Source organism: Veillonella parvula, assembly GCF_036456085.1.
Taxonomy (GTDB): domain Bacteria; phylum Bacillota; class Negativicutes; order Veillonellales; family Veillonellaceae; genus Veillonella; species Veillonella parvula_E.
The window spans coordinates 1,051,997-1,075,604 of sequence record NZ_CP138632.1 but is presented as its reverse complement, the minus strand read 5'-3'; the positions used below and the strand labels follow the sequence as shown (position 1 = coordinate 1,075,604).

18 protein-coding genes are annotated in these 23,608 nt (G+C 39.4%); 15 read left to right on the top strand and 3 right to left on the bottom strand.

What is annotated here, in order from left to right; translation table 11 throughout:
- The first annotated feature begins 86 nt into the window (after positions 1–86).
- The 8 genes from citD to PK1910_RS05050 all read left to right on the top strand — a co-directional run bounded on the left by citD (position 87) and on the right by PK1910_RS05050 (position 7,205).
- Positions 87–356, top strand: a complete 270-nt coding sequence (citD, locus tag PK1910_RS05085) for a citrate lyase acyl carrier protein (RefSeq protein ID WP_004696923.1) — start codon at positions 87–89, stop codon at positions 354–356.
- Positions 356–1,321 (top strand): HpcH/HpaI aldolase/citrate lyase family protein, encoded by a 966-nt coding sequence (locus PK1910_RS05080; RefSeq protein WP_004695279.1) that lies wholly within the window; start codon positions 356–358, stop codon positions 1,319–1,321. Before citD ends, PK1910_RS05080 begins: the two co-directional genes overlap by 1 nt.
- Positions 1,311–2,858 (top strand): citrate lyase subunit alpha, encoded by a 1,548-nt coding sequence (citF, locus tag PK1910_RS05075; RefSeq protein WP_058948049.1) that lies wholly within the window; start codon positions 1,311–1,313, stop codon positions 2,856–2,858. The genes PK1910_RS05080 and citF overlap by 11 nt, the downstream gene beginning before the upstream one ends.
- A gap of 248 nt (positions 2,859–3,106) precedes the next feature.
- A complete protein-coding gene (locus PK1910_RS05070; protein WP_058948048.1) occupies positions 3,107–3,610 on the top strand; it encodes a hypothetical protein in 504 nt (167 codons plus the stop codon).
- Positions 3,611–3,625: 15 nt separating this feature from the next.
- On the top strand, positions 3,626–4,501 hold the full coding sequence (locus PK1910_RS05065; protein ID WP_024062095.1) for a DUF4261 domain-containing protein: 876 nt from the start codon (positions 3,626–3,628) through the stop codon (positions 4,499–4,501).
- Positions 4,502–4,529: 28 nt separating this feature from the next.
- The gene (locus PK1910_RS05060; RefSeq protein WP_058948382.1) at positions 4,530–4,886 is read left to right on the top strand and encodes a cupin domain-containing protein; all 357 of its coding nucleotides are present in this window, start codon (positions 4,530–4,532) and stop codon (positions 4,884–4,886) included.
- A gap of 241 nt (positions 4,887–5,127) precedes the next feature.
- Positions 5,128–6,441, top strand: a complete 1,314-nt coding sequence (locus tag PK1910_RS05055; protein ID WP_058948047.1) for an MFS transporter — start codon at positions 5,128–5,130, stop codon at positions 6,439–6,441.
- Positions 6,442–6,587: 146 nt separating this feature from the next.
- Entirely contained in the window at positions 6,588–7,205 is a 618-nt protein-coding gene (locus PK1910_RS05050) for an SAP domain-containing protein (protein WP_012864711.1), read from the top strand.
- A 158-nt stretch (positions 7,206–7,363) separates the two neighbouring features.
- Here PK1910_RS05050 and PK1910_RS05045 read toward each other — a convergent pair whose 3' ends face one another.
- Positions 7,364–7,783, bottom strand: a complete 420-nt coding sequence (locus PK1910_RS05045; RefSeq protein ID WP_012864710.1) for a hypothetical protein — start codon at positions 7,781–7,783, stop codon at positions 7,364–7,366.
- Positions 7,783–8,706, bottom strand: coding sequence for a LysR family transcriptional regulator (locus PK1910_RS05040; protein WP_008602616.1), 924 nt, complete (start codon positions 8,704–8,706; stop codon positions 7,783–7,785). The genes PK1910_RS05045 and PK1910_RS05040 overlap by 1 nt, the downstream gene beginning before the upstream one ends.
- Positions 8,707–9,092: 386 nt before the next feature.
- Between PK1910_RS05040 and nifJ the strand changes: the two genes are divergently transcribed.
- The 3 genes from nifJ to PK1910_RS05025 all read left to right on the top strand — a co-directional run bounded on the left by nifJ (position 9,093) and on the right by PK1910_RS05025 (position 15,893).
- Positions 9,093–12,629, top strand: a complete 3,537-nt coding sequence (gene nifJ, locus PK1910_RS05035) for a pyruvate:ferredoxin (flavodoxin) oxidoreductase (RefSeq protein ID WP_004696929.1) — start codon at positions 9,093–9,095, stop codon at positions 12,627–12,629.
- Between the two features lie 258 nt (positions 12,630–12,887).
- Complete coding sequence (locus tag PK1910_RS05030; RefSeq protein WP_058948046.1) at positions 12,888–14,504, top strand: methyltransferase regulatory domain-containing protein; 1,617 nt, start codon at positions 12,888–12,890, stop codon at positions 14,502–14,504.
- Between the two features lie 360 nt (positions 14,505–14,864).
- Positions 14,865–15,893, top strand: coding sequence for a helix-turn-helix transcriptional regulator (locus tag PK1910_RS05025; protein ID WP_008602621.1), 1,029 nt, complete (start codon positions 14,865–14,867; stop codon positions 15,891–15,893).
- A gap of 48 nt (positions 15,894–15,941) precedes the next feature.
- Here PK1910_RS05025 and putP read toward each other — a convergent pair whose 3' ends face one another.
- On the bottom strand, positions 15,942–17,429 hold the full coding sequence (gene putP / locus PK1910_RS05020) for a sodium/proline symporter PutP (RefSeq protein ID WP_058948045.1): 1,488 nt from the start codon (positions 17,427–17,429) through the stop codon (positions 15,942–15,944).
- Between the two features lie 316 nt (positions 17,430–17,745).
- Here putP and recQ point away from each other — a divergent pair, with 316 nt between their 5' ends.
- The 4 genes from recQ to PK1910_RS05000 all read left to right on the top strand — a co-directional run bounded on the left by recQ (position 17,746) and on the right by PK1910_RS05000 (position 23,466).
- Positions 17,746–19,614 carry a DNA helicase RecQ gene (gene recQ / locus PK1910_RS05015; protein ID WP_058948044.1) on the top strand — a complete coding sequence of 623 codons (1,869 nt, stop codon included), beginning with the start codon at positions 17,746–17,748 and terminating at the stop codon, positions 19,612–19,614.
- A 125-nt stretch (positions 19,615–19,739) separates the two neighbouring features.
- Entirely contained in the window at positions 19,740–20,531 is a 792-nt protein-coding gene (locus tag PK1910_RS05010) for a thymidylate synthase (RefSeq protein ID WP_058948043.1), read from the top strand.
- A 131-nt stretch (positions 20,532–20,662) separates the two neighbouring features.
- Positions 20,663–21,157 (top strand): dihydrofolate reductase, encoded by a 495-nt coding sequence (locus PK1910_RS05005; RefSeq protein ID WP_008715045.1) that lies wholly within the window; start codon positions 20,663–20,665, stop codon positions 21,155–21,157.
- Positions 21,154–23,466 carry a Tex family protein gene (locus tag PK1910_RS05000; RefSeq protein WP_058948042.1) on the top strand — a complete coding sequence of 771 codons (2,313 nt, stop codon included), beginning with the start codon at positions 21,154–21,156 and terminating at the stop codon, positions 23,464–23,466. Before PK1910_RS05005 ends, PK1910_RS05000 begins: the two co-directional genes overlap by 4 nt.
- Positions 23,467–23,608 lie beyond the last annotated feature (142 nt).

The window sequence follows — 23,608 nt, the reverse complement described above, 5'->3', positions numbered from 1 at the left end:
CATTATTGTTTTAACAGCACGGACCAGACATTCGCGACACGTCTGGTCTTTGCCATTTGATATATTTATTAGTGAAAGGATGCAACATGGCACAATTAGTAAAAGCTGCGCAAGCTGGCTTCGACGAAAAAAATGATGCATTAGTAACGGTTGAACCGATTGCTAGCGGTATCGAAATCGAATTAACATCCAAAGTTATCCGCCAATACGGCGACCAAATTAAATCCGTTATCTTGAACACAGTGAAAGAAGCTGGTTATGATGGCGTAAAAGTAATCGTACAAGATAAAAATGCTTGGGATTACACAATTAAAGCTCGCGTATTAGGTGCATTGGAAAGGGGGAGCAAAGCATAATGGCTAACGATAAAACATTCCCAGAAGTTAAAACAAACCCATTAACAGAGGCTGCTAAAAAACGTTTGTCTCGTTCCATGATGTTCGTACCAGGTAATACACCTAAAATGATTAACAGTGCAGATATTCACGGTGCTGACTCCATCATGATCGATATCGAAGATTCCGTGCCAATTACAGAAAAAGACACAGCTCGTCTTTTAACTGCAGAAGCATTGAAATCCCGTAAATTCCGTGCAGAAACAGTTGTTCGTATCAACCATCCTACACAAACTCCTTATGGCTATGACGATCTTGATGTCATCGTTCCAGCTAAACCTGATATGATTCGTTTACCTAAAACTGAAGATGTTTCCGAAGTTGAAATCGTAGCGAAGAAGATTGAAGAAGTGGAAAAAGCTAACGGTTGGCCGGAAGGTACAATCAATATTATCGTGGCTATTGAATCCGTCCGCGGCTTATATAATGTTCGTGAAATCTGCCATGGCCCTCGCGTAGTTGCTATCGCTCTTGGCGCTGAAGACTATCGTGCAGACCTTCGTACAGGTAAACATAAACCAGCTGTTGAATTGTTGTTCGCTCGTCAAACAATCCTTCATGCAGCGCGTGAAGCAGGTATCCGCGTAATCGATACTGTATTCTCCGACGTGAAAGACCCACAAGGCTTCCGCGAAGAAGTTGAATTCATTAAAGCTTTGGGCTATGATGGTAAATCTTGTATCCACCCAAGCCAAATCAAAATTATCCACGAAGTATTCACTCCTGACGAAAAAGAAATCGCTCATTCCGTTAAGGTATTGAACAGCTATGCAGATGCATTGCGCAACAATAAAGGCGTAATCTCCGTAGATGGTAAAATGATCGATGGTCCTATCGTAGTTCGTGCACAACGCGTAGTTGATAAAGCACGTGCAGCAGGCATTAAAGTTGAATTAGAGGAAGGAGCAGAATACGATGTTAAATAAAGTAGGTCGCGATATCCCAACAAATATCCCAGCACTAGAAGGTCGCGAAGTATATCAAGGTGAATTCGCCATTGAACCTAAAGTTCATCGTGCAGGTAAACCTGTACACATGAGCCGTGTTGGCACTAATAAAGTACTTGCTTCCATCGATGAAGCAATCGAAAAAGCTGGCGTAAAAGATGGCATGACTTTGTCCTTCCATCATCACTTGCGCAACGGTGACTATGTAATGAAAATGGTTATGGAACGCGTACAAGCAAAAGGTATTAAAGATATTACTATCGCGTCTTCTTCTTTGTCACCATGCCATGAGTTCTTGGTAGAAATGATTCAAGACGGCACTGTAACAGCTATTGAAACATCTGGCTTGCGCGATCGTCTTGGTAAATTCTTGACACAAAACCCTGGCGTATTGAAACGCCCTGTAGTGATTCGTTCTCACGGTGGTCGTGCTCGTGCTATCGAATCTGGCGAAGTTCATATCGACGTAGCTTTCATGGGCGCTCCTACAGCTGACCCACGTGGTAATGCTACTGGTCGTATGGGCAAATCCGCATGTGGTGCACTTGGCTATGCTAAAGTTGACTCCCACTATGCAGACACAACTGTTATCATCACTGATAACTTGGTTGACTATGTACACAACTATGCAATCCCTCAAACTGATGTAGATTATGTTGTTGAGGTTGAAAGCATTGGTGATCCAGAAGGTATCGCTTCTGGTGCGGTAGGTTTCACTAAAAACCCTATCCAAATTAAAATTGCTGAATTAGCTGGTGAATTCCTTGACCAAGCTGGCATCATTAAAGATGGCTTCGTATTCCAATTGGGCGCTGGTGGTGCTCCATTGACTGTAGCGAAATTCATTGCTGAAAAACTTCGCAAACGCGGTGAAGTAGGTGGCTTCGCTATCGGTGGTGCTACTGGTATCTTGACTGGTATGCTTGAAGAAGGCTTAATCCGTGCCATTTACGATACTCAAACATTCGATACTACTGCAGCAGCATCTTTGGATAAAAACCCTGCACACATCGAAATGTCTGCTTCCATGTACGCTAACCCATGGACTGACTGCACTACAAACTACCTAGACGTAGTATTCCTTGGTGCTACTGAAATCGACCTTGATTTCAACGTAAACGTAATGACTGACTCCAACGGTGTATTGATGGGCGCTTCCGGCGGTCACTCCGATACAGCAGCAGGTGCTAAATGCACAGTTATTACTTGTCCATTGATCCGCGGCCGCTTACCAATGATCCGTGATAAAGTAGCTACTGTAATTACACCAGGCTCCTCCGTTGACGTACTTGTTACTGAATACGGTATCGCAATCAACCCAGCTCGTACTGATTTGATTGAACGTTTCAAAGATAGCAACTTGCCTATCTTCACAATTGAAGAATTACAACAATTAGCATTTGACTTAGTTGGTAAACCACAAGATATCCCTGTATCTGACAAAGATGAAGACATCGTGGCAATCGTTGAATACCGCGATGGCTCCATTCTTGACGTGGTTCGTAAACCTCTATAATTAAGTAGTGCTGAGAGTTCGAGGGAAACCGTAACAGGTAGGCCATCGGCTCATCATCCTATGCTGATTAGATAATATAAAGACCCTCTCCATAGTTCTCGGACTTATGGAGAGGGTCTTTTTGTAGTTATAAATGATTTAGTGTTAATTTTAGATACAGGGTCAAAACTTAATGAGATAAAAATGGTACATAGATATAGTTATACTTTTACTATAAGAAGATTGGAGATCTTTAGGAGGTAGTTTCTATGTATCGTTGTATTGCCAATTTAGAGATTGACCTAGAGGGGCTAAGTGAGTTTTATAGTGATGTAAGCGAATATGAAACACTAAATATGTACCAAATAATATCTGCTTGGTTACAGGATGATTTAGATGGACCTAATCCTGAAAAAACGGTGTTCGGTGTATCAGAATATGCTTTAGATTGGATGTCTGTGCTACCAGGGGACACTTCCTATCGTAACCTATTTGATATGGGAAATTGCAAACTTGGTAATCATTCTGAAAGTATTGATTATTTATATGCGCGATTTCTACAAACCTTGGAGAATAATAAGACGTTTGAACTTGAGTATGAGTCATTATCTTTAGATTATATAATCGTGATGCCACAGTATATCGATATTACGCTAACATGTAGTAGAAATATAGATTATTTATTATTTATGAAACAGTGGTTACGTAATTGTAATACTTATAAACATCTGATATACTATAAAGTGAAAGATATATTTTACATTATGTTTTAATTTAGGAGAGCGTGTATGACTCAAGTATTTAAACAAGATTTAACAGATGATTCTGTTCGCCCTGGCGGTTTGTTTTTCGTTGAGTTATTAATGCCAAAGCAGTGTGATATGCCTAATCGAGATACAATGGTAGAGGTATTCACAAAGCATTTAGGTCCTGTTGATTGCTTTAGTTATGGCGTTGAATCTGCTGGTTTTGCACCTCAGAATTATAAGGTTCATTACGAGGATAACGATGCAGATATTTCACCAACCTTGATGGTGACGAATTGTGAAAAAATCGACAAACCTGTACTAGATGATTTTACACGTAGTCAGGTTTGGGATTGTCCAAATGTAGATGACTTGCTAGATGAGTGCCAATATAGAGTATTTGCTACAGACATGTTAGCTTCGGGTTTAGAACCTAAAGAACGAGCTGATATGCTCGTGAAATATGTAGATGCGTTGTTAGAGTTATATCCATCCTGTAAGGCCGTTGTCTTTGGTCCATCTCGTAAGTTCTTAAGTCGAGAAACCATTGAAAATCATCCTGATAAAGCTGTAACACGTTTTATTTATTATGCCGTAAATGTGCGATATTTTAGCATTCAAGGCACAGATGACATGATGGTTGATACGATAGGTATGAACACCTTATTCTACCCTGATTTGCAGTATCACTTTCACGGTATGAACCCCGATGAAATTGTAAATCATGCGTATAGTGTATTGTATTATATCTTTGAGCACGATAATCCTATTGATGACGGGCAAACGATTGCAGGCTTAGAAAATGGAGATATGAATCCAGATATTAAATGGGCGGTTCAGTATGAGGACTCCTTAATTCAACCTGTTCGAACTGTTATAGATATTAATATGGGAGAATATGCATCGGGTACTCGTTAGTTGTTAATCGATGAAAGGTGTGAGCATTATGAGTAATCAACGTATTTTTGACATGGAACTTGTGAAAGTTGAAAGTTTGGAGAAAGCTGTTAGGACTCCATTTTATCAAACTGATTCCACAGGTGGCTCAGTATGGGTTATTAAACCTGGGCAAACCTTACCAAAGCATTACCATCATAACTCTGATGATATATGGGTTATATTGCAAGGTAAGGGGGTATTTTATCCAACGCCTGATACAGAGGTGCCTTTTACAAAGGGACAAGTTATAGTATCTAAAAAGGGTGAATGTCATGGCGCAAAAAATACTGGGACAGAAGATGTTATCTTTGTAAGTATCGTTGCTCCTGTGCCTGCTGATTATGATCCTGTTAGTACAAATTAATATGAAAGCACTTTATAGTATTTTCTTATCTTGTGATAGAGATATATTTATACTATAAAGTGCTTTTTGTTTTATACAGTCATTCCTAGCAAATATCCTTTTTCTATTTTTAAAGGCTATTATTTTGGTGTTACTATTCCTATTTGTTATTTCTATATTCTATATAATTCCATTGACAGAGGACTTTTGTTTTCTTAAGATAGTAAGGTATGTAATATCTTAAGTAGTAGAAAGGAATTATATGAACTCATCTACACCAGAGCCTCAAAGTGGGGCCATCGATTTCAAAGACTTTACAAAGCGGCGTATGCTACACGTAGTCTTACCTTTATTTATTGTTTCCATCATTGCCTTTTTAGACCGTGTTAATATTGCCTATGCAGGCTTGACCATGAAAGAGAATTTACCATGGTTAACGCCAGAGGTATTCGGTATGGGGGCCGGTATTTTCTTTATTGGCTACGTTTTATTTGAAGTGCCAGCATCCTTAATAGCTGCTCGCTGTAACGCTATGCATTGGGTGGCGCGTATCATGTTTAGTTGGGGTCTCGTATGTATTCTTATGACGACGATGACCACTGAGTTGGAATTTTATGTTTATCGATTTTTACTTGGTCTATGTGAGGCTTCTTTATATCCTGTAATTTATTCATTACTCATTCCAAATTGGTTCTTGCCAAAGGAGCGCGCGAAGGCAATCTCCTTGATGTTGACGTCTTTATTGTTCTCTAACATCATTGGTGGGCCATTGGCAGGTATTTTATTGGATACAACGTTCTTTGGTCTACATGGTTGGCGTACACTCTTTATCGTTGAAGCCATTCCTGCCGTGATCTTTGCGTTCATTTTCGCATTCTGGATGAAAGAACGTCCTGAACATGCATCTTGGGTAACTGATGCAGAAAAGGTATATATTAAAGCTGAACTTGAAAAAGAAGAGCAACAAAAGCAAGCCATAAAGAAATATACTACTTGGCAAGCGTTAAAAGACCCAAAAGTATTGCGCTTAGCGTTAATCTATTTCTTGTGGGTTATTGGTTTCTGGGGCTTTAGTTTTTGGATGCCTCAAGTTCTTAAAAGCTTATCTGGATGGCCACCAAGTGTGGTAGCATGGTCTATTGCTATTCCAATGACAGCTGCTTTACTTGTACAAATATACTGTGGTTACTCTTCTGAAAAACGCAATGAAAAACGTTGGCACGTTGCTACTACATTGTTTATTGGTACTATTGGATTCTTAGCAACACCACACAGTCCGTCTCCAGAAGTTAGCTTATTCTTTATATGCTTAACTGCAGTAGGTGTTTACGGTGGTATGGGTGTATGGTGGACCATGCCAACAACCTTCTTATCTGGCGCTGCTGCAGCGGGGGCGATGGGACTCATTAACTCTTCAGGTAACATGGGGGGCTGGGTAGGTCCTTATATGCTTGGATTCATCAATGGTCACACTGGTAGCTTTGATTATGGCTACTATGTAATGGGGGCTTGTATGTTCCTTGCTGGTCTATTAATTTTGACACTTCCAAAATCTATGGAGCATAAAGAGGATTAAGTAGAGCTATATTATAGATAACTATATTATAGACAACTTAATAGGAAAATATTTAACGAATGCTTCAATGGTGTGATTTTGGGTACTATTCAATTTTATGTTACAATTTACAAAATAGTATTATTTAAACTTGAGGAGACAGAATATTGAAAGAGTGTAGACCTAAGTTTGATGAAATTACATCGTTTGATGAATTTAAAAAATATTATTGGTATCGTGATGAACTTTCACAAATATGTAAATCATTAGGATTAGAATATAGGGGAATAAAACAAGAACTCAATCATATTATTGAGCAGTACTTTAAAGGCAATTTAATTAAAAAATCATCAATAAAAAATAGAAAAAAACAAGTGGAAAATATTACTTTAGATACACCATTACTTGAATGTAATTTTTCTTTTAATACGAAGTTTAGAGAATATTTTTCTGATTTAATAGGTGTTTCACGATTTAAATTTAATGCTGATATGGCTACTGCTTGGAGAAAAGTAAAAAGTGAAAAAAATATTAGCTTTACCATTGGAGATTTGCTGAAAGTATATTATGGTGAATCAGATTATGCAAAGTATGACAATTCGGCTTGTCAATGGAATCAATTTTTTAAGGATTTTTGTGCAGACGAATGTAGTGGCAATTATTCGAATAAATTAAAAGTAGCATCTATTATTTGGAAAGAAGTTAGAGATTCAAAAAATGAAAAAATCTATTCAAAGGATCTTTTAAGTGAATATGCATATAAATTAGAAGCGTATCGCAAGTAGAAGTAACTTGTCATTGCAGAGACGTATGGGAAAACTAGCAATTAAATTTATAATAGAATAATGATAAAAGCACCTTATATCCTATGAGAAGAGTCATTTGTGATGACTTTTGTAGGTATATAAGGTGCTTTTATTTATTCCTGATTTCTTTATTGATTTTATTTTGTTACATCAGGCACTTTCCCAGGATTCATATCGAGGTTTAGATCTGTGGATTTGAATGGGTGTGGGTTTGCCTCTGGTGGTTGTACTTTGAGTTCTGGATGCAACCATTGTAATTGTTTTAGTTCCCAGTCGTACTTGGCACCGTCATTTTGTAGTTGACGAATATCTTTTAGGATTTCGTCTAGTTGGTCGCTATGTTTATTAGCCATTCCTTCAAGAATGTAAAGACGACCTGCTACACTGTCGATGGTAGAGCCATCGTGGTCTTCATCGACACGCCATTGTAATTCAGAGATTTGTATTTGCTGGAATATGATAACGATAACCAGCACAATGATAACGCCCCACATGGGCGCTTCTTTAGCTTTCAAAAGGGCTCGCAATTTACATGCGAGCCCAGATGGTTTGTTCATTATTGACGATCCTCGAGTTGTAATCCAGGTAATGGTAATTTGGAGTTTACGAAGTCTAACCACAAGCGAGAAGCGTGGGAGAGGTAATGACCCTTTTTCCAAATTACATAAAGGGTATGAATAATTTCAGGTACGAGAGGTCTTACGACAACCTTAGAACCAACCTCCGTATTTTCACCTACCTCAGGGCAGAGGCGAGATGGTAATAATGCAATAGCAAGGTTTGCACTAACCGTTTGTAACATGAGGTCACGTTGGCTCGTTTCAAACACGATATGCGGTTGGAAGCCGGTGTGTTTACAAGCTTTGATGATTTCATCATGTAAGTTGAAATCGTCTTTATGCAATACAAAGGATTCATCAGCTAGCATTTCTAAGCGAATTTCTTTTTCTTTTGCCAAAGGGCTAGATTTAGGAATGATAACGGATAGTGGGTCACTTGTAAGGTAGAAAGATTCAAATTCTTTAGGGTTTGGTTTAGTACAGATGATGCCAATATCAATTAAACCTTCCTGAACGCTGATCTCAACCTTTTTAGAACCTTGTTCGTAGAGTTCCAATTCGATTTGTGGATATACTTTTTTAAATTCACCTAATAACTGGGCAAAAATGGGAGCATCAGTAATTGGTGGAATACCAATTCTGATGGAACCTTGCTCCAAACGAAACTCGTTTTCAAAATCAGTTTTTAGATGTTCAAACATAAACACAACGCGTTTAGCGTGGGTTAAGAAGATGGTACCCCCATCAGTAAGTTCTACAGATTTAGCATTACGCATGAAGAGAACAACACCAAGTTCGTCTTCTAAAGCTTTAATTGTACGGCTGATTGCAGATTGGGAGATGTGTAAATTCCTTGCAGCCTTACTAAAGCTTTTTTGATCAGCTACTTCAACGAAGTATTTCAAATGATGAAAATCCATAATTAACCCCCTAAAAATAAAACTTGGTTATAGGACGTGACCTAACTAAATGAGAATAGTTATTACTGTAATGCAATTAGCTATTACTTTATGTAAAGCATGGATAGCAATATTGGCAAAGCGACAGTCACTGTATGTGTTGCGTTGATAGGGCCCAGCACGTTATAATTAGCATATAGGGCTATATCAAGTTATGATATTAGGAATTATGGTTGTGCCCATCACAAAAAAGTATGCTCACACATAATGCCATATTATATATAACATATATATTATTGCATTATTTTTTCATGTGCGCAAGTTTGTAATGGTTGTTATTCCTAAACATAATGATAGATTAAGCAAGTGTTCTATTTTTGCTAAATGCTTAAGGAGGCAATAATCACATGAGTCGTAAATTTAAAACTATGGACGGCAACCAAGCGGCTGCTCACGTTTCTTATGGTTTTACAGAAGTTGCTGCGATTTATCCAATCACACCATCTTCTCCAATGCCAGAACACATTGATGAATGGGCTGCATCTGGTCGAAAAAACATCTTCGGCAACACTGTTCAAGTTGTAGAAATGCAATCTGAAGCAGGTGCTGCTGCTGCAACCCACGGTTCTTTACAAGCTGGTGCATTAACAACAACTTTCACATCTTCCCAAGGTTTGTTATTGATGCTTCCTAACTTATATAAAGTAGCAGGTGAATTACTTCCAGGTGTATTCCAAGTAGCTGCTCGTGCATTGGCTGCACATGCTTTGGCTATCTTTGGTGACCACCAAGACGTAATGGCTGCTCGTGCAGCTGGCTGTGCTATGTTAGCTGAATCCTCTGTACAAGAAGTAATGGACTTGTCCGCTGTAGCTCACTTGACAGCTATTAAAACTCGCGTACCTTTCATCAACTTCTTTGACGGTTTCCGTACATCCCACGAAATTCAAAAAATTCAAATCTGGGACTATGAAGATTTAAAACCATTGGTTGACATGGATGCTGTTAAAGCGTTCCGTAAAAATGCTTTAAATCCAGATGCTCCTGTAACTCGTGGTACTGCAGAAAACCCTGACGTTTACTTCCAACATCGTGAAGCATCCAACAAATTCTACTTGAACGTTCCTGACGTTGTAGAACACTACATGAACGAAGTTAACAAATTGGCAGGTACTAACTACCAATTGTTTAACTATCATGGTGCTCCTGATGCTACTGACGTTGTTGTAACTATGGGTTCTTCCGCTCAAGTTGTAGAATCCACCGTGGATTACCTCAACAAATTGGGCCGCAAAGTTGGTTTTATCAACGTTCATTTGTTCCGCCCATTCGCAACAGATCGTTTGTTGAAAGCTCTTCCTAAAACTGTAGAACGCATTGCAGTTCTTGACCGTACTAAAGAACCAGGTGCTTTGGCTGAACCATTGTTCTTAGACGTACAAGCAGCTGTAGTTGACGGTGGCCGTAATGTAAAAGTTATCGCTGGTCGTTATGGTTTGAGCTCCAAAGACGTTATCCCTGCAGACATCGTTGCTGTATTCGATAATTTAGCTGCTGAAAATGGTAAGAAATTCTTCACATTGGGTATCAATGATGATGTTACATTCTTGTCCTTAGATCGTGCTGAAGGCGTAGAAGTTGAAACTCCTGGTTTGACTGAATGTAAATTCTGGGGCTTCGGTTCTGACGGTACTGTAGGTGCGAATAAATCCGCTATCAAAATCATCGGTGACCACACTGATATGTATGCTCAAGCATACTTTGACTACGACTCCAAAAAATCTGGTGGCGTAACAATGTCTCACCTTCGTTTTGGTAAAAATCCAATCAACTTGCCTTACTTGATTACTGAACCTCAATTCGTAGCATGTCACCGTCAATCTTATGTACATGAATACGACTTGATTCGCGGCATCAAAAAAGGCGGTACATTCTTATTGAACTGTACTTGGTCTCCTGAAGAATTGGATGAACATTTACCTGCTAAATTACGTCGTCAAATCGCAGAAAAAGAATTGAACTTCTACATCATCAATGCTGCGAAAATCGCTTCCGAAATCGGTTTGGGCGGTCGTATCAACATGGTAACGCAAGCTGCATTCTTCAAATTGACTGAAATCATCCCTGTAGATGATGCTGTTAAATACCTTAAAGAATCCGTAGTAACTTCTTACGGTAAAAAAGGTCAAAATATCGTTGACATGAACAATGCTGCTATCGATCAAGGTGTTAACGCTTTGGTAAAAGTAGATGTTCCTGCTAGCTGGAAAGACGCAGTAGATGATGGCAATCATGCAGTTAAACCTGGTTGCGAATCTTGCCCATCCTTCGTTCAAAATATTGCACAACCAATCAATGCACAAGCTGGTTATGATCTTCCTGTATCCAAATTCTCTGGCTATGAAGATGGTACATTACCTGCTGGTACTGCTAAATTCGAAAAACGCGGTCCTGCATTGTTCGTTCCAAAATGGTTGCCTGAAAACTGTATTCAATGTAACCAATGTTCCTTCGTATGTCCACATGCTACAATTCGTCCAATTTTGGCAACTGAAGCAGAAGTGGCTGCAGCTCCAGAACATTTCGATACAATCCCTGCATTGGGTGCTAAAGATCTTCAATTCCGTATCGCTGTATCCCCATTAGATTGCTTGGGTTGCGGTAACTGTGTTGATATCTGTCCAGCTCCTAAAGGCAAAGCTATCGTGATGACATCCATCGATACTGAAATCGAACAAGCTGAAGCTTGGAACTATGGTGTTAACCTTCCTGTAAAAGAAAATCCTATGAAGAAGGAAACTGTTAAAGGTTCCCAATTTGAACAACCATTGTTCGAATTCTCCGGTGCTTGCGCAGGTTGTGGTGAAACTCCTTATGCTAAATTGTTAACTCAATTGTTCGGTGACCGTATGATGATTGCCAATGCAACTGGTTGTTCCTCCATCTGGGGTGCTTCCATGCCTGCATCTCCATACACAACTAACCAACAAGGTCATGGTCCTTCTTGGGCAAACTCCTTGTTCGAAGATAATGCTGAGTATGGTTATGGTATGTACATCGGCGTTAAGAAAATCCGCCAACAATTAGTAGAATTGGCTGCTAAAGCAGTTGAAACTGCTACTGGCGAATTGAAAGACGCTTTAGAACAATGGATTGAATTTGCTAACCTTGGTGCAGCTACTCGTCAACGTTCCGAACGTTTAGTAGCAGCTATCGAAGCTGAAGGCGCTACAACTCCTGAATTGAAAGAAATTCTTGAGAAAAAACAATTCTTGATCAAACGTTCTCACTGGATCTTCGGTGGTGACGGCTGGGCATACGACATCGGCTTCGGCGGTGTTGACCATGTATTAGCTTCTGGCGAAGACGTAAACATCTTCGTATTCGATACTGAAGTATACTCCAACACTGGTGGTCAAGCATCTAAATCCACTAACGTAGCAGCAGTTGCTCAATTCGCAGCTTCTGGTAAACGTACTAAGAAGAAAGACCTTGGCATGATGGCTATGTCTTATGGTTATGTATACGTAGCACAAGTAGCTATGGGTGCAGACAAAAACCAATTGATGAAAGCTGTTACAGAAGCTGAAGCATATCCAGGTCCATCCTTGATCATCGCTTACAGCCCATGTATCAACCATGGTATCAAAGCTGGTATGGGTAAAGCTCAAGAAGAACAACGTAAAGCAGTTGCAGCTGGTTACTGGGATCTTTACAGATACAACCCTCAACTTAAAGAAGAAGGTAAAAATCCATTCTCCTTGGATTCCAAAGAACCAACTGAAAGCTTCCAAGACTTCCTTAAAGGTGAAGTACGTTACGCTTCCTTGGCTAAAGCAGCTCCAGACGTTGCAGAAGAATTATTCGCTAAAACTGAAAAAGACGCTAAAGAACGTCGCTTAAGCTATGTTCGCTTGCAAAAAGGTTTTGAAGACGTAAAATAATTCGTTATTTAACGACTGAGAACTATATGAGGCACCCTTTCAAGGGTGCCTCTTTTGTATGTAAATTTAGTTTTTCTAAATATCATATTAAGTATCTTCCATAAATCAGTTATAGTGCTGGTTACTATTGTATTACTTACCTATTAACTGCTTAAAACATAGGTAATATACTAGGAATTTGGTATAATGATAAGGAGTCATGCATAATTTTAGCAATACATATTTGGGATAATTCTAATATTAAATATAGAGGTACATATGGCTAAGGATAATACACAAATGACAACGGAAGACATGCAACAAACGATATATAAAGAGTTAGGCTATAAATCCTATCCATTTCCTTTTACGACGCCGGCCTATTTAGAAGCGTATGGTGCTCTTGTAGGGCTAAATACTCCACCTGCGAAGACAGCTCGCGTTCTTGAACTAGGTGCTACTTATGGCGGTAATATTATTTCTCAAGCCGTATTTAATCCAGAGGCGACCTTTGTAGGTATTGAGCTTTCACAAGACCAAGTAGAGAAGGGCAATCAAATCATCAGTGATGCCAAACTAGATAATGTATCCTTGATACAAGGAAACATCTTGAATTTTGAGGAATCGATGGGGACCTTCGATTACATTATTGCCCATGGATTCTACTCTTGGATTAGTGATGAAATGAAGGATAAATTGCTCAATATTATTTCTAATCATTTGGCGGATAATGGTATTGCCTATGTGTCGTACAATACGTATCCAGGCTGGCATACTATGGAAGAGGTTCGTCAGCTTATGCTATTTGCTAATCGTGAACAAGATAATTTGACTCATAAGGAAAAGGTATTGCGCGGGAAGACCGTAGGTAGTCTTGTGGGTGCTCAGATTCTTAACTATGATAATCTTAAAGAACGAAATAGTAAATTCCTTGGTGCATTGCGCTCTGTTATGCAAAAGGATGACTATTATGTAGGTCATGACCATTTAGAACCTCATAATGATCCATGCTATTTCTATCAATTCAATGACCACTTGAAAGCGCATAATCTTGCTTATGTATGTGATGCAGATCTTACACTATCTATGGTTCGTACCTATGATGAAAGTATTGCAGATAAATTAGAGCAATTGGCACCTAATAGCCAAGCGGATCAAGAACAATATTTAGATTTTATATTAGATACAACATTCCGCAAGTCGATTATTTGTAAAGCTAGCGTTGCAAAAGATATCAATTTTGCTGTTGCAAATCCGGCTGAAGTGAATACAATTCCTGTTCGCACTATTGTAAATAGCTTTGTTTTCCAAATTCTCTTTGATGAGGAAGCACTGGAAATGTTTGAAAATGTACTCGTAAGAGATACCTTCCAAGCGCTTATTAAAGATGGTGGTACGTTCAATATGATTGAGGCCCTAGCTATTTTGAAAGCAGCCCATGAGGCAGCTCATGCATCTGATGATGAATTAGAACCTGCTGTATGTAGCTTGTATCGTGCTGTAGTAGAGCATATGGTACGTGGTGGTATTCGCTTCTATAAAACATTCCCTGTAAAAGAAGAGTATATGGAGGGCTTATCTTATATTCCTGCCCGTTTTACAAACTTTGTAAAAGCTATTGTTCATGGTGGCAGTGAATATATGTATGGAGCAGATATGTTCAATGATGCTATTGGTGATATTTCTGAAGAGGATTTATTATTTATGGAGTTGTTGAACAAACCAAAAGCGAAATCTACGGTAATTAAAAAGATTAAAGAGGCTCTCTTTAGTGCAGATCAGTCTCAAACTACAAAGCATCAAAATGCCATGGCTGAAGCTTTTTATAATGAATTAACAACGCGTATGGAACAATTAGGCTTTATTAGAAGTAAGAAAACAGGTAGTATTTCCTAAGTGATAGCTCCCTTTATTTGATTCTGTTGCTATGAGTCTGTATTATATTCTGCTGATTTTATAGCTAAAATAGAAACCCGTTACACTTATAACATATATATGTACTAAGTGTTAACGGGTTTTGTTTTATATAATTAAATTTACTTTTATTTTATATTTATTACTTTTAGTTATTTTATATTGCTGAAAAAGTATAGTAAATCGATAATTTTAATGAGGAAAAAATGAACCGTTCATGAAAGTATGGTATAATGTGTTTGGGTATTTTGTAAATATCATCCGATGTGTTGTGGATGATTCTATAAATTGTATTAGTTGATAAAGTTGTATTAATTGTATTATTTGTAAAAGGAGTCTTTTATGGCATCTAAAAAGGCAGTTCTAGTATACATACTGGAAATCCTGAAAGACGAAACAGATGCTAATCATACGTTATCTCAAGAGGAGATTCGCAGTATATTAGCCGAACGGTACGAGGTATCCGTCGATCGGAAAACCTTAGGCCGTCATTTAAATGATTTATATGAATCTGGAGATTTTGGTATTCAATGTGAAGAGTCTGCTGTGGGAGCAGATGGCACCATTAGACGTACTGATTTCTATATGATTCATACCTTTGAAGATTCTGAATTGCGGTTATTGATTGATGGTATATTGGCATCTCGCCATATTACTGCATCTCAACGTAAAGATTTAATCGGGCGTGTTGCAAAATTGGGGAGCTCCTATTTTAAGCCTCATGGTATTGATATTGAAAGTAATACAGAGTACCTTCATAGAAGCCAAGATTTATTTCTTAATATTGATCTCATAGAAGAAGCAATACAAAAGGGTAGAAAAATTTCGTTGGCTTATTGCCAACCGGATGTGGATAAGCGATTACACATTAATCTTGGCCCAGACCATAAGGAACGGAAGTATGTATTTAACCCATTCCAACTAGTAATGAATCGGGGACATTATTACTTGGTGGGAAATCACGAAAATTATGATGACATGTCTACATTACGTGTCGATCGAATTGCACATGTTACGGTGCTAAATGAACGTAGAAAACCTTTACGGGAGATAAAGGGATATCAACAACAACGCACCTTTAACGTGTCACAATACGTAAAGGAACATATTTATATGTTCGGTGGTGAATCTATAACTGTTACTTTTAAAGCTAAACGGTCCATTGTAAATCAAATTTTGGATTGGTTCGATGGCAATGTAGAGTTTACGAATATAACAGCTGATAATGTTGTATGCCGTGTACGTGTTAATCATGACGCCTTTAAATATTGGGCGCTCCAATATATGCAAAGTGTAAAAGTGCTTACTCCAGCCTCTTTAGTGACAGAGGTAAAAGCCGCAATTGAGGAAGGTTTACACCAATACTCATAAATAAAAAGCTAGTTGATCGATGAATCAACTAGCTTTTTTTATGTTTCCTTATAGAACGTGCATTTTTTCTGCCTCTCTATAGTCTTTTAGAACGGGACGTGGAGGCAATTTGCCCATGAGGCTTACAATATAGATTGCGATAGAAGAGAAGATGAAGCCTGGCACAATTTCGTATAGGCCAAAGAATCCAAATTGTTTCCAAATGAGTACTGTTAAACCACCTACAACAATACCAGCGATACAGCCGTGACGCGTCATGCGTTTCCAGAACAAAGAGAACAAGATAGCTGGACCGAAGGCTGCGCCGAAGCCTGCCCAAGCATAGGCTACCATCGTCAAGATATAGCTGTCTGGGTCCATTGCCATATAGATGGCAACCAATGCCACTAGAAGTACTACGATACGGCTTACTAATATAAGCTCTTTATCGCTTGCTTTTGGATGGATGATATTAGCATAGAAGTCATTAGAAATAGCAGAGGCTGTTACTAATAATTGAGCAGATGCGGTACTCATAATAGCGGCCAATACAGCGGACCAGATAAGGCCTGCTACAAATGGAGTAAAGAGCCGTTCAGTCATGATGAGGAATACTGTTTCTGCATCTGTGCCAACCAATTTGTCTGGTAACATATATACATGACCAATGAGACCTACAGCGATAGCTGCCATAAGGGATAAGATAACCCAAACCATGGCGATGTTCGTAGATTTCTTAAGCTCTTTTGCATCAGAGATAGCCATAAAGCGCACTAGGATGTGAGGTTGACCGAAGTAGCCAAGACCCCAACCGAGAGAAGAAATTAGGCCGATAGCCCAAGTAAACCAATCAGACGGATTACCAAACAAGCTAAGTCCTTGTGGGAACTCATGTTGGATGAGCTGGAATGTTTCTATAGGGCCCCCCATGTACATGGCTGCTGTAATTGGTACGGCCAAGATGGCAAAGAACATTAATGCACCTTGAATACAGTCTGTCCAAGATACGGCGAGGAATCCACCAAGGAAGGTATAAAATACGACGATACCAGCGGTGATAAAGAGGGATACGGTGTAATCAAGACCAAAGATGGTATTGAACAATTTGCCCCCTGCCACGAAGCCTGATGATGTATAAATCAAGAAGAAAATCAAGATAAATAAGGCGGAAATGACAGCTACCGAATGAGACTGATCGTGGAAACGATTCTTCAAATAATCCGGTAATGTTAAGCTATCACTGGCTACCTCCGTATGGTTGCGCAGGCGTCTAGAAACGAATTTCCAGTTGGCCCATGTGCCTAATGTAAGGCCTACGGCAATCCACACACCAGAAATCCCCGTAGTATACGCTAGGCCCGGCACACCCATGAGCATCCAACCACTCATATCTGATGCTTCCGCACTAAGTGCTGTAATCCATGGTCCTAATTGTCGGCCACCGAGGATGTAATCACCAATGCTGTTCGATTTACGATAATAGTAGACCCCGATATACATCATGAGTCCTAGATATAAGGCAAAGGCGATAATAATCATTAAGTTGTCTTGTGTCATGCCTATATAAGACCTCCTTAGGTTCTAGTTATATTCTATAGTATAGTAAATAATTTTTATTGTACCACATATTAGTACTTTAGAGGGTAAAAAATTGGTAATATCAACAAGATTCCTATACTAATCTAGCCCATATACTTTAGAGATACGCATTAGATTGTTACTTATGAAATCATATACTAATGAGTCCCATACCGAACGAAATATGATAAAATAAAAGAATGAAAAAACGATATTTCGTATTGAGTGTACGAAATATTTGTCAGTAGTAATCGAAATTAATACTTATATTTTTGGAACGTGAAAGGAGGACCCTATGGAACAACAGGTAGGCGGAAAACAAGATGTATCTAGACAACATCAAGTTGTGACGAAACAACAAGCATTGCGCATGTTGGAGACCTACTTTGGGTATACCTCCTTTAGACCGGCTCAAGAGGCTCCTATTGCATCTTTGTTGCGGAATGAAGATGTAATTGGAATTATGCCAACAGGGGCTGGGAAGTCTATCTGTTTCCAGATACCTGCGCTTTGTAAGGCGGGCTTGACTATTGTATTTTCTCCTCTCATTTCTCTTATGAAAGACCAAGTGGATGGTCTCTTAGTGCAGAATATACCAGCAGCGCTCATCAATAGTACACTTACACAATCTGAGTTTAATAAGACCATGTACGAAGTACGTAGTGGTAAGATTAAACTCTTATATATTGCACCAGAGCGGTTGAGTTCTAATTTTTTTTGTAATGTACTGCGACCATTACCGATTGCTCAAGTCATTGTGGACGAGGCTCATTGTATCTCTGAGTGGGGTCATGATTTTAGACCGTCTTATCGCCTTATCGGTGAGTGGCTCAATTCATTGCCAAAGAGACCTATCGTGGGGGCTTTCACAGCGACGGCGACGAAATATGTAGAAAACGATATAAAAAATTTATTAGGCCTAGATAAGGCTAATGTATACGTGACGGGTTTTGATCGGCCTAATTTATCCTTCTCTGTTATCCGTACACCAAAGCGGATGGATTACGCTGTTCATTATGTGCGTCAGCACGCCAATGAAAATGGTATTATCTACTGTGCAACGCGCAAGGATGTAGATCGTGTGTATGAAAATTTAACCCGTGCGGGCATCAAAGCGGGCCATTACCATGGGGGGCTCAACGACGAGGTGCGCCGTGAAATGCAGAATGCCTACGCAGACGATAAATTGCAGGTTATGGTGGCTACCAATGCCTTTGGTATGGGCATTGATAAAAGTAATGTACGTTATGTGCTACATTATCAAATGCCGCGTAATATGGAATCCTATTATCAGGAGGCAGGACGAGCTGGCCGTGATGGGGCACCTGCTGAATGTATCTTGCTTTATAGTGGGCAGGATGTACAGGTTCATAAGTATTTAATTGAACAGTCCATTGAAACGCCTGAGCGACAAGATGTGGAGTTACGCAAATTGCAGTCTATGATTGATTACTGTTTCTGTAGTAATTGCTTGCGTAAATATATGCTTAATTACTTTGGTGAAAGCACCGTTTGGACAACCTGTGATAATTGTAGCTCTTGTAAGGGGGCTACTGATAAGGTCAATGTTACGAAAGAAGCAAAGGCTATTTTCCGTGCCATCATGGGCACCGATGAGCGATATGGGGCATCAATGATAACCTCTATTGTCCGCGGGGATCGAACGGATCGGATTATGCGTGCAGGCCATGATGCATTGCCAGTCTTTGGCTTACTGAGTAATGTAGATGAAAAGTCAATTAAAGGGCTTATCCAACAGTTTGTAGCATCTGGATACTTACGTAGCTCTACAGGTAAATATCCTGTATTATCCTTAACGGCTGGTGCAGAGGAAGTGTTAGCCGGTCGCAAAGAGGTGGAGGAAATTAGACAACATGTGTCTGTGCCTTCTCGCACTAGTAAGTCTGCTGTTTCAGTGGTGCGAGGAAAATCCAGCTCTACATCGGGCGGCTTATTTGAACATTTACGGCAACATCGCAAACGCTTGGCAGAAAAAGCGGGTCTTAGGCCGTATCTTATCTTCCCTGATACAGTACTCATAGATTTGGCAAATTTACGACCTACTACATTAGGTGAGTTTGGCAATGTTAAAGGCGTAGGGGAAGCAAAATTAAAAAAATATGGACTTACCTTTTTACAGGCCATTGCAGAATATAAGGGATAATAAATTTTCCTGTATATATGGTAGTACTGTATATTTTTTAGTATGATAGTACTATATATTTTAGTAAGATTATCAAGATATATATTAGTATTTTTTGCTTATTATAAATAGATCTAGGGGGATAAATGAGCTTAGCAGATACACAATACCTCGGTATTATTGAAAATATTTTAGATCATGGCATTTATGGTCAAAATCGCACAGGCATTGCAACGTACAAATTGCCTCAACAAATCATGCAATTTGACTTGCAAGAGGAATTTCCAATTTTAACCACTAAATTTGTAGCTTTCAAAACAGCTGTAAAAGAATTATTGTGGATTTGGCAAATGCAGTCCAATGACGTGCGCAAATTGCAAGAAATGAATGTGCACGTATGGGATGAATGGATGCGTGAAGATGGTACTATTGGTAAAGCATACGGCTATCAAATTGCGAAGTACAAACAACTAGATAAGCTCATCAAAACGATTAAAGAAGATCCTGATAGCCGCCGAATGATTGTAACCCTTTGGAATATTGAAGATTTAGATGATATGGCGTTGCAACCATGTGCGTATGAAACCTTATGGGATGTAGGGGATGGTTACTTGAACTGCATGCTCATCCAACGCAGTGGCGACATGGGGCTTGGCGTCCCATTTAACACGGCTCAATATGCGGCATTACAATGTATGATTGCTCAAGTAACCGGTCTAAAACCAGGTAAATTTACACATGTTATCAACAATGCTCACATCTATGAAAATCACGTAGATGCATTGCGTGAGCAATTAGCACGTCGTGAACAAGCGTTGCCTGCTCCTAAAATTATTGTGAATCCTGAGGTAAAAGACTTCTATGACTTCACACCAGAGGACATTACCTTAGATGGATATGAACATTTAGGTAAATTATCCATGACTGTTGCTGTATAGCATTGTATTCATGACAATTGTTAAATAGCATAATATGTATGGCTATTGATATATAGTATTGTGTTCATAGCCATTGCTAAATAGTATAATTTATGACTGTTGCCATATAGTATTAACTGAAAGAGGGCAGTATGTTAGCATTAATCGTAGCCGTAGCACATAATCGTGTAATCGGTAAAGATAATACTTTGATTTGGCATTTGCCAAATGATTTGAAATTCTTTAAGGAAAAAACAACAGGACATGTTATTATCATGGGCCGTAAGACCTTTGAAAGCTTACCGTTCTTGTTGCCAAATCGTGAGCATTGGGTAATTACTCGTGATAAAGGCTTTGATGCACCAGAAGGTGTTAAGATTTTCCATAACCCTGAGGCGGCTGCTGAAGCCGCACGTGCGCTTGATGCGGCCTACGTTATTGGTGGCGCTCAAGTATACGAAGCTTTTCTACCTTATGTAGATACTATGTATATCACTGAAGTAGACCATGAATTTGATGGAGATGCATTTTTCCCTGAATTCTCAGAGGATGCTTTCACCATCGAATCCGTTGTAGACGGCATTGTGGATGAAAAGAATCAATATCCTCATCGTTTTGTAACCTATCGCAGAAAGGCAGCTAAATGAGTGAAAGAATGTTTGCCATTATCGGCAGTGAATTAAATGTTAAGCCAAAGCAGGTGCAAGCTGCCGTAGAATTGTTGGACGAAGGCAATACAGTACCATTTATTGCACGGTATCGTAAAGAGGTAACGGGCGAATTGCAAGATGAGCAATTGCGCACCATCGAAGAACGCATTAAATACTTGCGCAACTTAGAAACACGTCGCCAAGAAATCATTGCTTCTATTACAGAGCAAGAAAAGATGACAGACGAGTTGATGAAGTCTTTGGAAGCTGCTACAAAGCTACAAGAGTTAGAGGATTTGTATTTACCGTACCGTCCAAAGAAACGTACGCGTGCTATGATTGCCCGTGAACGTGGATTAGAGCCATTGGCTGATATGATTATCAACGATACGGTTACCTCTGGAGATCCGTTAGAGATTGCAAAAGAATACATAACAGAAGAGGTTCCTACGCCAGAGGATGCCATACAAGGCGCTTCTGATATAGTAGCGGAAATCGTCAGTGATAGTGCAGACTTCCGGGCGTACTTGCGTAAGAAGATGTGGAATGAAGGCTTTATTCAAGCTGAATTGAGCGGTGAAGAGGAAGAACAACAACAATTCTTGCAATACGCTGAATATGCTGAGCCTGTACGTCAAATGCCGTCCCATCGTATTTTGGCGGTTAATCGCGGCGAAAAATTAGGTGCTTTGAAATTGGCGCTCACCGTACCAGGTGACACCTATGTTGCTTATATGTTACAAAAGTTAGAGAAAAATCCGAAGTCAATCTTCGTAGAGTATAAAGCGGCTGCTGTAGCTGATGCGTACAAACGTCTTATTTTCCCAGCTTTAGAGCGTGAAATCCGCAATGAATTGACGGAAAAAGCCGATGAGCAAGCTATCAAGGTGTTTGGTGTAAATCTCAAAAATCTATTGTTACAACCACCATTGGCCGGACATGTTATCATGGGCCTTGACCCTGGTTACCGTACTGGCTGTAAAATGGCGATTATCGATCAACAAGGCAATGTGCTCGATTACGGTGCGTACTATTTAACAAATAGTGAAAAGCTTCGCAAGGAAGCTCAAAAGGTATTGGCTGATAAAATCCGTAAGTTTAAGGTTACTCTTTTATCTATCGGTAATGGTACTGCATCCTATGAAACAGAGCAATTTGCGTCTACTATGATTGAAGAGGAACAATTAGATTGCCACTATATCATTACTAATGAAGCGGGCGCATCTGTGTACTCAGCATCTAAATTGGCTATCGATGAGTTACCAGATTTAGACGTTACCATTCGAGGTGCCGTATCTATTGCACGCCGTGTACAAGATCCATTGGCTGAATCTGTTAAAATCGATCCTAAATCTATCGGCGTAGGTCAATATCAACATGATGTAAATCAAAAACAATTGACACATACCTTAGACCAAGTAGTTGAAACTGTAGTAAACCACGTTGGGGTAGAGCTAAATACTGCATCTCCAGCTATCTTGCAACATGTTGCAGGCATTTCTAGTGCGGTGGCTAAAAATATTGTTGCATACCGTCAAGAGAATGGTGTGTTTAAAAGCCGTAAGGAATTGCTAAAAGTACCTCGTTTAGGCCCTGCAGCCTTTACACAATGTGCTGGTTTCTTGCGCTTACAACACGGTAAAAATCCACTGGATAATACATCCGTCCATCCAGAGTCTTATGAATTGGCAGAGCGCATCATTGGTGAATTAGGCTTTACCTTAAAAGACTTACAAGATAAATCTCAATTAGAAGCATTGCAAGTAAAATTACCTCTTGTGGATGCCGATAAAATGGCTGCCAAGCTTGATGCGGGCGTGCCGACTGTTCGGGATATCTTGGCGGCTCTTGCAAAACCAGGTCGTGATCCTCGGGAAGATTTACCGGCTCCGCTTACTAGAAAACACGTAGTGAGCCTTGAAGATATCAAGGTCGGTACCGTTGTAAAAGGTACTGTTCATAACGTAGTTGATTTCGGAGCTTTTGTAGACTTTGGGCTTAAAACGAATGGTTTATTACACCGCAGCGAGCTTTGCAATAGCCGTCAACATCCATCAGATGTGCTTGCTGTAGGTGATATTATCGAAGCTCAAATCATTTCTGTTGACGTAAAGCGCAATCGCATCGGTCTGTCTGTAAAAGCATTACAACCAGAAAAACCAAAGAATAACGATAATAACCATAATAGAAATAATAATGGTCAACGTCGAAATAATGATAACCGAAATAACAACCGTAATAATGGCGGACGTCAAAATGATAATCACCATAATGGCTCTCTTAATAATGGGAATCGTCGAAACTGATAATTTCTTAGAAGACTAGTTAATCTACATTAATAGATTTTAAATGATAGTCATTCTTGACTAAAAGTCATTATACCAAAACCCGCACCCTCTATGATTTTAGAGGGTGCGGTTTTTCTATATAGCTAAAAACTATGTATAT

Excerpts from the sequence above, each read along its gene's own strand:
- citD (WP_004696923.1), top strand. The coding sequence starts at position 87 with ATGGCACAATTAGTAAAAGCTGCGCAAGCTGGCTTCGACGAAAAAAAT.
- PK1910_RS05080 (WP_004695279.1), top strand. The coding sequence starts at position 356 with ATGGCTAACGATAAAACATTCCCAGAAGTTAAAACAAACCCATTAACA.
- citF (WP_058948049.1), top strand. The coding sequence starts at position 1,311 with ATGTTAAATAAAGTAGGTCGCGATATCCCAACAAATATCCCAGCACTA.
- PK1910_RS05070 (WP_058948048.1), top strand. The coding sequence starts at position 3,107 with ATGTATCGTTGTATTGCCAATTTAGAGATTGACCTAGAGGGGCTAAGT.
- PK1910_RS05065 (WP_024062095.1), top strand. The coding sequence starts at position 3,626 with ATGACTCAAGTATTTAAACAAGATTTAACAGATGATTCTGTTCGCCCT.
- PK1910_RS05060 (WP_058948382.1), top strand. The coding sequence starts at position 4,530 with ATGAGTAATCAACGTATTTTTGACATGGAACTTGTGAAAGTTGAAAGT.
- PK1910_RS05055 (WP_058948047.1), top strand. The coding sequence starts at position 5,128 with ATGAACTCATCTACACCAGAGCCTCAAAGTGGGGCCATCGATTTCAAA.
- PK1910_RS05045 (WP_012864710.1), bottom strand. The coding sequence starts at position 7,783 with ATGAACAAACCATCTGGGCTCGCATGTAAATTGCGAGCCCTTTTGAAA.
- PK1910_RS05040 (WP_008602616.1), bottom strand. The coding sequence starts at position 8,706 with ATGGATTTTCATCATTTGAAATACTTCGTTGAAGTAGCTGATCAAAAA.
- nifJ (WP_004696929.1), top strand. The coding sequence starts at position 9,093 with ATGAGTCGTAAATTTAAAACTATGGACGGCAACCAAGCGGCTGCTCAC.
- PK1910_RS05030 (WP_058948046.1), top strand. The coding sequence starts at position 12,888 with ATGGCTAAGGATAATACACAAATGACAACGGAAGACATGCAACAAACG.
- PK1910_RS05025 (WP_008602621.1), top strand. The coding sequence starts at position 14,865 with ATGGCATCTAAAAAGGCAGTTCTAGTATACATACTGGAAATCCTGAAA.
- putP (WP_058948045.1), bottom strand. The coding sequence starts at position 17,429 with ATGACACAAGACAACTTAATGATTATTATCGCCTTTGCCTTATATCTA.
- recQ (WP_058948044.1), top strand. The coding sequence starts at position 17,746 with ATGGAACAACAGGTAGGCGGAAAACAAGATGTATCTAGACAACATCAA.
- PK1910_RS05010 (WP_058948043.1), top strand. The coding sequence starts at position 19,740 with ATGAGCTTAGCAGATACACAATACCTCGGTATTATTGAAAATATTTTA.
- PK1910_RS05005 (WP_008715045.1), top strand. The coding sequence starts at position 20,663 with ATGTTAGCATTAATCGTAGCCGTAGCACATAATCGTGTAATCGGTAAA.
- PK1910_RS05000 (WP_058948042.1), top strand. The coding sequence starts at position 21,154 with ATGAGTGAAAGAATGTTTGCCATTATCGGCAGTGAATTAAATGTTAAG.